Source organism: Bradyrhizobium sp. MI1.3 (genome assembly GCF_055811695.1).
The window spans coordinates 1-12,235 of sequence record NZ_JBVVPQ010000068.1; the positions used below are offsets into that span (position 1 = coordinate 1).

At 64.5% G+C, this 12,235-nt stretch carries 13 protein-coding genes; 8 read left to right on the forward strand and 5 right to left on the reverse strand.

Annotation, left to right across the window (positions count from 1 at the left end):
• Nucleotides 1-90: 90 nt before the first annotated feature.
• A complete protein-coding gene (locus AC0L3A_RS32525) occupies nucleotides 91-1,392 on the reverse strand; it encodes a lytic murein transglycosylase (RefSeq protein WP_007595140.1) in 1,302 nt (433 codons plus the stop codon).
• A 299-nt stretch (nucleotides 1,393-1,691) separates the two neighbouring features.
• Here AC0L3A_RS32525 and htpX point away from each other — a divergent pair, with 299 nt between their 5' ends.
• Nucleotides 1,692-2,624 (forward strand): zinc metalloprotease HtpX, encoded by a 933-nt coding sequence (gene htpX, locus AC0L3A_RS32530; protein WP_007595138.1) that lies wholly within the window; start codon nucleotides 1,692-1,694, stop codon nucleotides 2,622-2,624.
• A 134-nt stretch (nucleotides 2,625-2,758) separates the two neighbouring features.
• Complete coding sequence (locus AC0L3A_RS32535) at nucleotides 2,759-3,400, forward strand: tetratricopeptide repeat protein (RefSeq protein WP_007595137.1); 642 nt, start codon at nucleotides 2,759-2,761, stop codon at nucleotides 3,398-3,400.
• A 4-nt stretch (nucleotides 3,401-3,404) separates the two neighbouring features.
• Here AC0L3A_RS32535 and AC0L3A_RS32540 read toward each other — a convergent pair whose 3' ends face one another.
• Nucleotides 3,405-3,752: a hypothetical protein gene (locus AC0L3A_RS32540; RefSeq protein ID WP_007595135.1), complete on the reverse strand. Its 348-nt coding sequence runs from the start codon at nucleotides 3,750-3,752 to the stop codon at nucleotides 3,405-3,407.
• A gap of 164 nt (nucleotides 3,753-3,916) precedes the next feature.
• Nucleotides 3,917-4,723 (reverse strand): hypothetical protein, encoded by an 807-nt coding sequence (locus AC0L3A_RS32545; RefSeq protein ID WP_007595133.1) that lies wholly within the window; start codon nucleotides 4,721-4,723, stop codon nucleotides 3,917-3,919.
• 228 nt (nucleotides 4,724-4,951) lie between these two features.
• On the opposite strand from AC0L3A_RS32545, the gene AC0L3A_RS32550 reads away from it, so the two are divergent.
• Nucleotides 4,952-5,245, forward strand: coding sequence for an antibiotic biosynthesis monooxygenase (locus AC0L3A_RS32550; RefSeq protein ID WP_007595131.1), 294 nt, complete (start codon nucleotides 4,952-4,954; stop codon nucleotides 5,243-5,245).
• Between the two features lie 111 nt (nucleotides 5,246-5,356).
• Here the strand turns inward: AC0L3A_RS32550 and AC0L3A_RS32555 are convergent, their stop codons facing one another.
• Nucleotides 5,357-6,802, reverse strand: coding sequence for a helix-turn-helix domain-containing protein (locus AC0L3A_RS32555; RefSeq protein ID WP_007595129.1), 1,446 nt, complete (start codon nucleotides 6,800-6,802; stop codon nucleotides 5,357-5,359).
• Nucleotides 6,803-7,030: 228 nt separating this feature from the next.
• On the opposite strand from AC0L3A_RS32555, the gene AC0L3A_RS32560 reads away from it, so the two are divergent.
• The 3 genes from AC0L3A_RS32560 to AC0L3A_RS32570 all read left to right on the forward strand — a co-directional run bounded on the left by AC0L3A_RS32560 (nucleotide 7,031) and on the right by AC0L3A_RS32570 (nucleotide 9,653).
• Nucleotides 7,031-8,662 carry an isocitrate lyase gene (locus tag AC0L3A_RS32560; RefSeq protein WP_007595126.1) on the forward strand — a complete coding sequence of 544 codons (1,632 nt, stop codon included), beginning with the start codon at nucleotides 7,031-7,033 and terminating at the stop codon, nucleotides 8,660-8,662.
• Nucleotides 8,663-8,692: 30 nt separating this feature from the next.
• Nucleotides 8,693-8,899 (forward strand): DUF4170 domain-containing protein, encoded by a 207-nt coding sequence (locus tag AC0L3A_RS32565; RefSeq protein WP_007595122.1) that lies wholly within the window; start codon nucleotides 8,693-8,695, stop codon nucleotides 8,897-8,899.
• 199 nt (nucleotides 8,900-9,098) lie between these two features.
• Nucleotides 9,099-9,653 carry a hypothetical protein gene (locus AC0L3A_RS32570; protein WP_007595119.1) on the forward strand — a complete coding sequence of 185 codons (555 nt, stop codon included), beginning with the start codon at nucleotides 9,099-9,101 and terminating at the stop codon, nucleotides 9,651-9,653.
• Between the two features lie 120 nt (nucleotides 9,654-9,773).
• On the opposite strand, the gene AC0L3A_RS32575 is transcribed toward AC0L3A_RS32570, so the two are convergent.
• Nucleotides 9,774-10,655 (reverse strand): metallophosphoesterase family protein, encoded by an 882-nt coding sequence (locus AC0L3A_RS32575; protein ID WP_007595117.1) that lies wholly within the window; start codon nucleotides 10,653-10,655, stop codon nucleotides 9,774-9,776.
• Nucleotides 10,656-10,733: 78 nt separating this feature from the next.
• Between AC0L3A_RS32575 and AC0L3A_RS32580 the strand changes: the two genes are divergently transcribed.
• Both AC0L3A_RS32580 and AC0L3A_RS32585 read left to right on the forward strand, forming a co-directional pair.
• The gene (locus tag AC0L3A_RS32580; protein WP_007595115.1) at nucleotides 10,734-11,225 is read left to right on the forward strand and encodes an NUDIX domain-containing protein; all 492 of its coding nucleotides are present in this window, start codon (nucleotides 10,734-10,736) and stop codon (nucleotides 11,223-11,225) included.
• A gap of 62 nt (nucleotides 11,226-11,287) precedes the next feature.
• Nucleotides 11,288-12,235 carry a glycosyltransferase family 2 protein gene (locus AC0L3A_RS32585; protein ID WP_473255891.1) on the forward strand — a complete coding sequence of 316 codons (948 nt, stop codon included), beginning with the start codon at nucleotides 11,288-11,290 and terminating at the stop codon, nucleotides 12,233-12,235.

Consider the following 12,235-nt stretch of genomic DNA (forward strand, 5'->3'; position numbering starts at 1 on the left):
ATCCTGTACCCCGCGGCCGCTGTCATTGAATCGAGAGGCCGCGGCGTACTGGATGCCCCGCTTTCGCGGGGCATCCAGCGATTCTAGTGCTTAGCGGATCGTCCCCGCCGGCTGCGCCTGTGCCGTGCCACCGCGCATTCGGGCCAAAAGCTCGGCGGTCGGCCAGGAATCCGCGGGCAGACCGTATTTGACCTGCATAGCCTTCACCGCGGCGCGGCTCTGCTGGCCCAGCACGCCGTCGACCTTGCCGACATTGAAGCCGGCCTGGACCAGAAGCTGCTGCAATTGCTTGAGCTCGTTGAACGGCAGCTGCGCGACCGGTGTGGACGGCTTTCGCATCGGAGCCGCGCCCGCGATGCGGGTGGCGAGATAGCCTGCGGTGGTCGAATAGATCAGCGAGTTATTCCACTCGGTGTAGGCCGCGAAATTCGGGTACGCCATGAAGGCTGGCCCGAAGCGCCCCATCGGCAGCAGCACGGAGGCCGCAAGATTGTCGTTCGGCAGCGGCCTGCCGTCGGGATAGGTCACGCCGAGCTGCGCCCATTTCGAGCGCGGCAGCTGCACCGTGAGGTCGGTCTGATCCCACGGCAGGTTTTGCGGCACCTTGATCTCTTCCAGCCACGGCTCGCCGCGCCGCCACTTCAATCCGTTGGCGATGTAGTTCGCGGTCGAGCCGATCACGTCGTCCTCGCTGCGGAGGAGATCGCGTCGTCCGTCGCCGTCATAGTCGACGGCATAGTTGACGTAATGCACGGGCAGGAACTGGGTCTGTCCGAGCTCGCCGGCCCAGGAGCCGACCATCTCGTCAGGATGCAAATCGCCGCGGTCGATGATCTTCAGCGCGGCAATGGTCTCGTTCACGAACATCTCCGAGCGGCGGCAATCATAGGCCAGCGACACCAGCGATTTCAGCGTCGGCAGATTGCCCATGTTGACGCCGAAATCGCTCTCCAGTCCCCAGAACGCTGCGATCACCGCCGGCGGCACGCCGTATTCCTTTTCCGCGCGCGCGAATGCGGCCGCATGTTGCTTGATGTGCTGCTGGCCGTTCTGCATGCGATAGGGCGCGGCCATGCGGCCGGCAAATTCGGTGAAGAGCTGGCCGAACACGCGCTGGCCGCGATCGCGATTGACGATGCCCTGGTCGTAGACGAGGTAAGGTGCGGCCGCCGCGATCGTCCGCTGCGACACGCCGGCGGCAACGGCCTGTTGTTTCACGTCGGCCAGAAACCGATCGAAGTTCGCGCCGTTATGGCACGCCGCCGCGCGCGGCGACGGCGCGGTCGCCCTGGGGGCTGCTGGTTTTGCGGGCGCTGGCGCGAACTGGGCGGAGGCGGTTGCAGACAGCGCGACAAGAGTGACCGCCGCGATCGCAAATCGGGTCTGGAGCATGAGGTTTCCGGGGGGAGGGCGCGTGGGGAATCTTGCCAAAGCTTAAGGGAATTGAGCGACTCAAACCATCCTTTCGTCATGGCCGGGCTTGTCCCGGCCATTCACGCTTTCGGCCTTGCGCCGGAGGGAGAACGTGGATGCCCGGGACAAGCCCGGGCATGACGGAAAAGCAATGTTGGTCAATAGCCGCGGCTCCGCGACGCACCTTGAAACCTTGCACGCGGACGGGGGGCATCCCTACCTCATGCTTGCCGGCCTGCAACGCCTCCAGCGGCCACGGCCGGCCTCGGGAGACGGCCATGAACTATCTTCGTACCGCAATGCTGCTTGCAGGCCTCACCGCCCTGTTCATGGGCATCGGCTATCTGATCGGCGGTGCCGGCGGCGCCATGATTGCGCTCGTCATTGCCGCGGCGACCAATCTCTTCACCTACTGGAACTCCGACCGCATGGTGCTGTCCATGTATGGCGCCCATGAGGTCGACCGCAGCAGCGCACCGGAGCTGGTCGGGCTCGTCGCCGAGCTGGCGGGCCGGGCCGGCTTGCCGATGCCGCGCGTGTTCCTGATGGACGAGCCGCAGCCCAACGCGTTTGCCACCGGGCGCAATCCCGAGAATGCCGCGGTTGCGGTCACCACCGGGTTGATGCGCCAGCTCAGCCGCGAGGAGCTCGCCGGCGTGATCGCGCACGAGCTCGCTCATATCAAGCACCACGACACGCTGCTGATGACTGTGACCGCGACCATTGCAGGCGCGATCTCGATGCTGGCGCAGTTCGGCATGTTCTTCGGAGGCAACCGCGACAACAATGGTCCGGGTATCGTCGGCTCGATCCTGATGATGATCCTCGCCCCGATCGGCGCCATGCTGGTGCAGATGGCGATCAGTCGTACGCGCGAATACGCCGCGGACAATCTCGGCGCACGCATCGCGGGTCAGCCGATGTGGCTGGCATCGGCGCTGGTGAAGATCGAAGGCGCTGCGCATCAGGTCCCGAATGTCGAGGCGGAGCGAAATCCCGCCACCGCGCACATGTTCATCATCAATCCGCTGTCGGGCCACGGCGTCGACAATCTGTTCGCCACCCATCCTTCGACGCAGAATCGCATCGCGGCACTTCAGCAGCTCGCAGCCGAGCTCGGTGCGCAGGCCTCGCCGTCGGTCGGCGCCAATGAGAACTATCCGCCGCGGAGCCCATGGGGCCGCTCTTCTTCACGCGGCCCTTGGGGCTGACGCGGAAGCAGCGCGAATTTGCTCGCTTTGTGACCTGTCGCACACAGGGCGGTCCCGGCCGGTGTTAACACCCTGCCGTGACAGTTCCTGCGAAAGGGGATGCGTGGCCGGCCCTCTGCCTGCCACCCTCGAAGATGACCAAAGCTGCAGTACCATTGTTGATTGCCCTGGGCATGCTGATTGGCCTGTCCACGCACACCGTCGTCAATTGCGGGGACGAGGACGAGCCCGACATCTGCTCGGCGGTGATCGGCTTCTCGCCGCTGCGCGGCTCGCTGATCGCTTTCGCCTATGAGGGGCGTGGACGGATCGCGTTGCGCCACGGCGACTGGCGGCGGGCGATCGCGGATTTCGACGAGGCTATCCATCTCAACCCCAACCGCGCCTCGCTCTATCGCGATCGGGCGCTGGCGCGCCGGCAGAACGGCGACCTCGAACTTGCCATCGAGGATTACGACGAGGCGATCGCGCATGACCCCAGGCATGCCGCGCCCTATCACCAGCGCGGTCTCGCGCTCGCGGCCGCCGGCGATCTCGATCGCGCGATCCTGAGCTACAACACCGCGGTCCGCCTCGACCCCTCGGATGCGCAGCCTCGGCTCGACCGCGGCCTCGCCTTCCTCGCCCGGGGCCAGGCGAATGAGGCGCGCGCCGATTTCGAGGCCGCGCTGGCGCTGCCCGCCGGCAAGGACGTCCGCACCCGCGACGCGGCACGCGCAAAGCTCGCCGAACTGGCGAGCGCCGAGCCGACCCGGCTCGTCGCTCCAGGAAAGTGAGCGTCTACTTCGCCTTCTTGGCTTTGGCCTTCTTCGCTTTCTTGGCCGGCTTTTCCTTGGGCGCCTTCTTCTCCACCTTCACGGCGACAGGCGTGCTGGCGGCGATCCGCATCGACCGTGCGTAGCTGTCGGCGACGTTGTCGGCGGACATCTGCAGGCGCTTGGCGGCGGCAATGGCCTGCTCCATGGTGGCCTTGGCCATCATCTTGAAGCGGTCGCCGGTCTCCTTGCCCTTGGCCTTGGCCGCAAGGCCGTTGAATCGGTCCCGCCGCTCCTTGGCGCGGGTCATCAGGCCCGTATGCAGCTGTCTGGCCAGTTGCCGGATCACGACATCCAGGTCGGCTTCCGCCATGTTGTTCTATCCTCTTCGAAAACGGTATCGATGCGGGCGGGACTATGCAGATCGGGCCCCACCTTGGCAATTCCCGGCCACGCGTCATCCGCAGCTTCTGTTGACCAAAACAAAAAAGCCGCGCTGCGCGCGCGGCTCTCTGGCTGGGTTTGGCGCTCTCTGCCTTACTTCAGCGAAGCGACCGGCCCACTTGGTGCTGCCGGATCGGGGTCGAAGCCGAACACGCCGACCAGATATTTATAATAGTCCGGCAACTTCTCCTTGAGCGCCTCGCGCGACTTCGGGTCGTGGAATTCGCTCTTCCCGGCCAGGAAGATGCTGGCGGTTACCGCGAAGAACTCCATGTGATTCTTCAGCGCGTAGGATTCCTTGGGCAGGAGATCCTTGGACTTGGCGTAGGCGTAATAGCCGATCACGCCCTTGTTGGCGTAGCCGTCCGGCAACAGCCGCGCGTGGTAGGCGTGCAGCAGCTCGTGCAGCAGCACGGCTTCCTTTTCGTAACGCATCATGTCCGGCCGCAGCATGATCACGCCAAGGCCGGAATCGACCGCGAGGTCGACGGCGTTCGGATTGCTCCAGCGCTGCTTGTTGGGGTCCCAGACCGTCAGTGTGCGGGGAGCGGTGCGCTGGATGTCAGGCGTGACCCGGCCGTAGCAGGCAGTCGCGGCGCCTTCGTCGAGGCAGGCGAGCTCGCTGGCGATGATCGGGACGGTGCGGAAGAAGCGCAGCACGCGCGGCGAGAGGCCGGCGGCCTCGACCACATCGATCTGGCTCTTCACATTGTCGGTGAGCTTGTCGACATCCTTGCGGTCCGAATTCTCCGACAGGTCGAACATGTAGCCGCGGTAGCTCTGGAAGCCCGGCGGTAGCGCCTGCGCTGCGCCGGCGGACGCATCCAGCGGTCCGGCATGGGACGGATCGGCAAAGAGCGCGCCGACAATGGTCGCGGTCAGCAGCAACGCAATGCGCATGATGAACCCCCTGATGTCACTTCACGCGGCAGAACAAGCCGCCGTTGTTTGCGAAAAGTGAGTGGGGCGAGACTAAGGCAGCGATGTTGAGGCGTGCTTAATCGATGGTTGCAGATCGCGGAAGGGAATTAGTGCCGGATTAACCAAGCGTGGATTGCCCGCGCGCTTCGGCGTAGCATGCGATCCGGGCACCAAGCCCCACACCAGATAGCCGGAAGGGAGGATGCCATGTATGCCGCCATCCGTCAGGCCAAGGCGAAAAGCGGGAGCGCCGAAGAGCTGGCGCGCCGTATCAAGGAAGGCGCTGTTCCGATCATCAGCGACGTCGACGGCTTCCGCGCCTATTACGTCGTCTATGCCGGCGACGACACGGTCACGGCGATATCGATCTTCGACAAGTTCGAGCAGGCGGAGGAGGCGAACAGGCGTGCGATCGCCTGGATCGAGAAGGATCTGGGCTCGCTGCTTGCCGGCGACGCCCGCGCCGCCGCGGGTCCGGTGATCGTGCATACGCTGGCGTAAGTCCTTCGTCATTGCGAGGAGCGAAGCGACGAAGCAATCCAGGCTGTCACTGCGGAGACAGTCTGGATTGCTTTGCTTCGCTCGCAATGACGAGGAGGTAGATGTGCCCCTTCACAACTCCCGCGCATTCGAGAACGCAAAACTCGACACCCGCCGCGTCGTTTCGTCCAGGATCAGCGTGCGCGTGATCGGCGGCTCGGCGCGCTGGGCGCAGTTTTCGCGCTCGCAGAGGCGGCAGTTGACGCCGATCGGCGTGCCCTCCGTTTTCTCCAGATCGATGCCGGCAGCGTAGACGAGGCGCGCGGCGTGACGGATTTCGCAGCCGAGGCCGATGGCGAAGCGCGGCTGCGGCAGCGGGTGCGGCGCGACGGGGCGGCGCACCATTTGTGCGATCGAGAAATAGCGCGTGCCGTCGGGCAGCTCGATCACCTGCTTCAGCAGGCGGTCAGGCGTGTCGAAGGTCGAGTGCACGTTCCACAACGGACAAGTGCCGCCGAATTTCGAGAACGGGAACGTGCCCGATGAAAATCGCTTCGAGACGTTGCCGGCATTGTCGACACGAAGCAGGAAGAACGGGATGCCGCGCGCGTTCGGCCGCTGCAGGGTGGTGAGCCGATGGCAGACCTGCTCGAAGCCGGAATTGAAGCGCTGTGCCAGCAGATGGATGTCGTAGTTCAATGCTTCGGCGGCAGCCAGGAAAGCCGGGTAGGGCATCATCACGGCGGCCGCAAAGTAGTTGCCGAGCGTGATCCGGAACAGGCGGCGCGGTGTGTCGTCGAGCGGGCCGGCGCGGCCGATGATGGTCTCCAGATGCTGCGCGCATTCAACCAGGCCAAGCTGAAAGGCGAGCTGGAACGCGCGGCCGGGCGGGTCGACCAGTTCGGAGATCAGGAGCTGTCGGCGGTGGCGGTCGAAGCGCCTCAGCGTCTCGCGCATCACGTCCACCGGCATGATGCGGGTCTGGATCGAATGCTTTTCGCGCAGCCGCGCCGCGAGCGCCGCATAAAGCTCTTCGGCCGGCACGTTCAGCTCGTCGCGCAAAGTCTCCGCGGCCTGCTCGAGTTCCGGAAAGTAGTTGCGGTTGGCCTCGATCAGCTCGCGGACGCGCTCGACCGGATTGGCCTCATAGCGGGTGCCGACGTCGCGGTCGGCCATTTGTGCCGCGGCCAGCGTCTCGCCCTGGCGGGCCTCGGTATAGGCGGCATAGAGCCGTTGCAGCGCATGGGTGACGCCCGGGCAGAGCTCGGCGAGGTCGCGCAGTTCCTGCTTGGGAACGTCGATCTGGCGGAACAGCGGGTCGGAGAAAATCTCGTTGAGTTCGGCGAAGAAGCGGTCCTCGTCGGCGGTCGCGAGGTCGCGCAGGTCGAGGTCGTAGGTTTCGGCCAGCCGCAGCAGGATCTGGGCGGTCACCGGACGCTGATTACGCTCGATCAGATTGACATAGCTCGGCGAGATCCCGAGCCCCTCGGCGATCTGGGTCTGCGACAGCCCCAATTGCTGCCGGATCCGCCGGAAGCGCGGGCCGACGAAGAGCTTCTTGCTGGAACCGGCGGGCATTCTCAGGTCTCCGGAGGCATCAAGGGCAGGCTTGCTGACCAATTTTATTTACAAGATTTACAAAGTGACATTTATTACAAGTACCGATGTTACATGACATCACCATTCAAATACAAGCCCACTATACGAGCTGAGCTTTCTCGCGTTTAGCTTCTGACACGCATCTCGCAAATGCATTGTCAAGAATGTCGATGGCTGGTGGCCATCGTCAGCGAAAGGATCAGGCACATGAATTACCAGCCCCGCGGCATCAGCACCCTCCAGGCCCCCGCCTCGTATCAGAGCGAGGTCGAGGCGGCCCGGTCGCTCCTGGAGACCCAGCCGACCTGGAACGGGGTGTCGGCCGAGGCCGTCGCCCGCATGCGCCTGCAGAATCGCTTCAAGACCGGCCTGGATATCGCCCGCTACACCGCGGCGCTGATGCGAGCCGACATGGCCGCCTATGACGGCGATCCCACCAAGTACACGCAGTCGCTGGGCTGCTGGCACGGCTTCATCGCCCAGCAGAAGCTGATCTCGGTCAAGAAGCACTTCGGCAAGACCGATCGCACCTATTTGTACCTGTCCGGCTGGATGATCGCGGCGCTGCGCTCCGAGTTCGGCCCGCTGCCCGACCAGTCGATGCACGAGAAGACCTCGGTGCCGGCGCTGATCGAAGAACTCTACACCTTCCTGCGTCAGGCCGACTCACGCGAGCTGAACGATATCTTCCGCAACCTCGATAAGGCCCGCAAGGAAGGCGACAAGGTCAGAGAGAAGGAGTTGATCGAGAAGATCGACAACTTCCAGACCCATGTCGTGCCCGTCATCGCCGACATCGACGCCGGCTTCGGCAATGCGGAGGCGACCTATCTGCTCGCCAAGAAGATGATCGAGGCGGGTGCCTGCGCGCTCCAGATCGAGAACCAGGTCTCGGACGAGAAGCAGTGCGGCCACCAGGACGGCAAGGTCACGGTGCCGCACGAGGTGTTCCTCGCCAAGATCCGGGCCTGCCGCCACGCGTTCCTCGAACTCGGCGTCGAAGACGGCATCGTCGTGACCCGTACCGACTCGCTCGGTGCCGGCCTGACCCAGCAGATTGCGGTCAGCCACAAGCCCGGTGACCTCGGCGACCAGTACAACAGCTTCCTGGATTGCGAGGAAGTGACGGCGGAGAACGCCCGCAATGGCGACGTCATCATCAACCGCAACGGCAAGATGATGCGTCCGAAGCGGCTGCCCTCCAATCTCTATCAGTTCCGCCCGGGCACCGGCGAAGACCGCTGCGTGCTGGACTGCATCACCTCGCTGCAGAACGGCGCCGACCTGCTCTGGATCGAGACCGAGAAGCCGCATATCGAGCAGATCGCCAAGATGGTCGACCGGATCCGCAAGGTGGTTCCGAACGCGAAGCTGGCCTACAACAACTCGCCCTCGTTCAACTGGACCCTCAACTTCCGTTGGCAGGTCTACGATGCGATGAAGGAAGCCGGCCAAGACGTCAGCAAGTACAATCGTGCCGAGCTGATGAAGGTGGAATACGACGATACGCCGCTGGCAAAGGAAGCCGACGAGCGCATCCGCACCTTCCAGGCGGATTCGGCTAAGCGTGCCGGCATCTTCCACCACCTGATCACGTTGCCGACCTACCACACGGCGGCGCTCTCGACCGACAATCTGGCGAAGGAATATTTCGGCGACCAGGGCATGCTCGGCTATGTCAAGAACGTCCAGCGCGCCGAGATCCGTCAGGGTATCGCCTGCGCCAAGCATCAGAACATGGCCGGCTCCGACATCGGCGACGACCACAAGGAATACTTCGCCGGCGAGGCTGCCCTGAAGGCGGGCGGCGCCCACAACACGATGAACCAGTTCGGCTAACGCATCACGCTAATCGACAGGAGACTGACAATGACCAACAGCAATTTCTGGGTGATCGGCGGCGAGTTCGGCTCGATGAACTTCCACAAGCTGGTGGAAGGCTCGGCCCAGGTGCAGGGTCCGTTCAAGACCCGCAAGGAGGCCGAGGACGCCTGGCGCTCGGTCTCGGAAGAGAACCGCCACAAGGCGGGCGTCCGCTTCTCGATCGTGGAAGAGCCGTCGCGGGTCTCGGCGTGAGAATCTGAACTAACATGCCAATCTGAATAAGAAGACGTCCAAGGACGGAGGGTCCCATCCGGCGCAAGCCGGGTGGGACCGTCTGTTTTTGGCACAGGTGAATAGCCTGTGGGCTCCGTAAGTAACTGGAATTGTAGGGCCTTTGCGGACACATTGGTTGCTGATAGGTTAATCCGGCCAAGTGAGGACGAGGCCGCCAATGTCAGAGCCCGAGACCAGCGGGATCCATCCCAGCCAGCCGCGCCCGGTGCGGCTGCGCGATGCACTGTTGCGGGCGCGGATCGAGGCTGCCGACCGGACCGGCGTCGTCGTCGATTTGCGCGATGCCGAGGTGGCACGGCTCGAGATCCTCAACGATTCGCTCGATCCCCTGTTCGCGCAGGTGCCTGACAAGATCGACCTGTTCGACCGCGGTATCAGCCAGGGCGATACGCCCAGGCTCTGGATCGACGTCGTCGCGCACATCGTGATGGGGCGCGACAAGCGGATGTACCGCTTCGTGCAGGACACCCGCTTCGGCCGCATCGTGCTCGCCGAATCGCACGACACCGCTGTCATCGTCGAGGCCGTGACCGATTACGTCGCGCGCCGCATGATCGAGCGCGAGCATGCGATGGTGGTCCCGCCCGAGCCGAAGCCCGAGGTAGCGCAGCCGCGGCGCCGCTCGCGCGTCTGGCCATTCGTGTTCGGATTTGTGCTCGGCGCCGCCGCGCTGTTCGGGCTTGCCGTACTCGCGGCCCTGCGGAGCTGGTGACTCACCCTCCGCCGTCATTCCGGGGCGCGCGAAGCGCGAGCCCGGAATCCATTAATCAGCACGTATTGCGGCCCGATGGATTCCGGGTTCATGCTTCGCATGCCCCGGAATGACAGCGGTCTAAATCAACTTCACATGCTTGATCTGCCCGATCTGAAATCCAGCTCCCAGGCTCCGCACCGTCTGCTCGCAACGCCAGCCGGTGTTGTCCTTCTCGATCGTGAACAGATTGTAGGCCGCAGCCGGGGTGCGCCCGTGCGCGAGCGCGGAGGCCGATGGCACGCCGATTGCGGGAATGTTGCCGTTGGGGCCTTCGAACCACATCGTCGAATGAATGTGGTCGTGCCCGTGCAGGATCAGCTCGACGCCGTGGCGTTTCAAGAGCGTCAGCAGCTCGGCCGAGTCGATCATCCGCTTGTGGCGCGCGCCGGACTTCAGTGGATGATGCACCAGCAGCACGCGAAAGACGTCCTCGGCTGCGAACCGCTCGAGCATCTCTTCGAGCGACGCGAGCTGATCGCGTCCGAGCGCGCCTGTCGCCATCAACGGCAAGGTGGGCACCGCCGTGGACAGGCTGATCAGCGCGAGCGGCCCGCGCCGGCGCAGGCTCGGAAAGCCGATACGGCCATCGTCACCCGCAAGATAGGGCGCGAACGTTTCGCCGAAGCGATGAAGAGTGGCGCGGACATAAGCGTCGTGATTGCCGGGAATCGTGGTGACGCGGTCGGGCGGACCGAGGCCGTCGAGCCAGGCGCGCGCCGGCGCGAATTCCGCCTCCAGCGCCAGATTGACGAGATCGCCTGTGACCGCGATGTGGTCGGGACTTTGCGCCTTCACGTCGGCGACGAGTGCGTCGAGCACCTCGCGGCGCTGGTACTTGTGACGGTTGCGTGTCCAGTTGACGTAGCCGAGCGCGCGCTTGCCGGCGAGCTCGATCAGCCGCGGCTTCGGCAGCGGCGGCAGATGCGGGTCCGACAGATGGGCGAGCGTGAAGGGGGCCATTGGGGCGATTGCCTCGCTATTCGCCCGCTGTAATGGCAAGGTCGCAGGCCAGGTGCAAGCGGGGATCAAGGGGGCCCGATGGCGGAACGTCTGAACAGCGTCCGACGCAGATTCGAGCCGCTGCTGCGGCGAATCTTCCACGCCTATTTCCTGCTGGTCCGCGGCATGACGCTCGGCGTCCGCGCCGTGGTGCTGGATGCCGACACCAGGGTGTTCCTGGTCAGGCACAGCTACGTCACGGGCTGGTATCTGCCCGGCGGCGGCGTCGATCTCGGCGAGACCATGGAGCAGGCGATGCGCCGCGAGCTCAAGGAGGAGGGCGATATCGATCTCACTGGCGATGCCGTGCTGCACGGCATCTTCCTCAACAGCCACGTCTCGCGCCGCGACCACGTCGCGGTCTACGTCGTCAGGCAGTTCAAGCAGGATCGCCTGCCCGCGCCCAACCACGAGATCGCCGAGTGCGGGTTCTTCGCGGTCACCGCGCTGCCCGAGGGGACCACGCCCGGCACGCGGTTGCGGATCGCGGAAGTCCTGCACGACAGGCCGCGGATTGCGACGTGGCGATGATGGCTGCCTGTGCTAGTAAATCGCCGCACCTGCGGTGTCGGCGCATGGACGAGGGATGAAGATTGTCTGAATCGACGAGGTCATGGCCATTTCGGGTCGCCGTGCTGGTGCCCTGCTACAATGAGGAAGCCGCCGTCGCGACGGTCGTCGCTGATTTCCGCAAGGCCCTGCCTGCGGCCGAGGTCTACGTGTACGACAACAATTCGACCGATCGCACCGCGGCGGTCGCGCGCGAGGCGGGAGCGATCGTGCGCAGCGAACGGCGCCAGGGCAAAGGTCACGTCGTGCGCCGCATGTTCGCGGACATCGAGGCCGACATCTACGTGCTCGTCGATGGCGATGCGACCTACGACGCGCCGAGCGCGTCGCGCATGATCGACGAGCTCCTCGACGACCATCTGGATATGGTTGTCGGTCTGCGTGTCGATCAATCGCAAGCGGCCTACCGGCGCTGTCATCGCATCGGCAACCGGCTGTTCACCGGTTTCCTGGCATCGACCTTCGGCCACGCCTTCAAGGACAGCCTGTCCGGCTACCGCGTGTTCTCGCGCCGCTTCGTCAAATCCTTCCCGGTCCTGTCCGGTGGCTTCGAGATCGAGACCGAGTTCGCGGTCTATGCGCTGGAATTGTCGCTGCCGGTCGCCGAGGTCGAGACGCCCTATTACGCGCGCCCGGAAGGCTCCTTCTCCAAGCTCGACACCTGGCAGGACGGGTTGCGCATCTTCAACACGATGCTGAAGCTCAACCGGTCGGAGCGGCCGCTGCGCTTCTTTTCGGCGATCGGCATCGTGCTCGCGCTGCTGTCGATCGCTTTCGGGCTGCCCGTCGTGATCACCTTCCTCGAAACCGGCCTCGTCCCGCGCCTGCCCACCGCCGTGCTCTCCATGGGTCTGATGATCATGGCGCTGCTTTCGGCTTCGTCGGGGCTCGTGCTCGACACCGTGACGCGCGGGCGGCGGGAAATAAAGATGCTCGCCTACCTGTCCCAACCGCCGCTCGGGCGGACCTGA

Excerpts from the sequence above, each read along its gene's own strand:
- AC0L3A_RS32525 (WP_007595140.1), bottom strand. The coding sequence starts at position 1,392 with ATGCTCCAGACCCGATTTGCGATCGCGGCGGTCACTCTTGTCGCGCTG.
- htpX (WP_007595138.1), top strand. The coding sequence starts at position 1,692 with ATGAACTATCTTCGTACCGCAATGCTGCTTGCAGGCCTCACCGCCCTG.
- AC0L3A_RS32535 (WP_007595137.1), top strand. The coding sequence starts at position 2,759 with ATGACCAAAGCTGCAGTACCATTGTTGATTGCCCTGGGCATGCTGATT.
- AC0L3A_RS32540 (WP_007595135.1), bottom strand. The coding sequence starts at position 3,752 with ATGGCGGAAGCCGACCTGGATGTCGTGATCCGGCAACTGGCCAGACAG.
- AC0L3A_RS32545 (WP_007595133.1), bottom strand. The coding sequence starts at position 4,723 with ATGCGCATTGCGTTGCTGCTGACCGCGACCATTGTCGGCGCGCTCTTT.
- AC0L3A_RS32550 (WP_007595131.1), top strand. The coding sequence starts at position 4,952 with ATGTATGCCGCCATCCGTCAGGCCAAGGCGAAAAGCGGGAGCGCCGAA.
- AC0L3A_RS32555 (WP_007595129.1), bottom strand. The coding sequence starts at position 6,802 with ATGCCCGCCGGTTCCAGCAAGAAGCTCTTCGTCGGCCCGCGCTTCCGG.
- AC0L3A_RS32560 (WP_007595126.1), top strand. The coding sequence starts at position 7,031 with ATGAATTACCAGCCCCGCGGCATCAGCACCCTCCAGGCCCCCGCCTCG.
- AC0L3A_RS32565 (WP_007595122.1), top strand. The coding sequence starts at position 8,693 with ATGACCAACAGCAATTTCTGGGTGATCGGCGGCGAGTTCGGCTCGATG.
- AC0L3A_RS32570 (WP_007595119.1), top strand. The coding sequence starts at position 9,099 with ATGTCAGAGCCCGAGACCAGCGGGATCCATCCCAGCCAGCCGCGCCCG.
- AC0L3A_RS32575 (WP_007595117.1), bottom strand. The coding sequence starts at position 10,655 with ATGGCCCCCTTCACGCTCGCCCATCTGTCGGACCCGCATCTGCCGCCG.
- AC0L3A_RS32580 (WP_007595115.1), top strand. The coding sequence starts at position 10,734 with ATGGCGGAACGTCTGAACAGCGTCCGACGCAGATTCGAGCCGCTGCTG.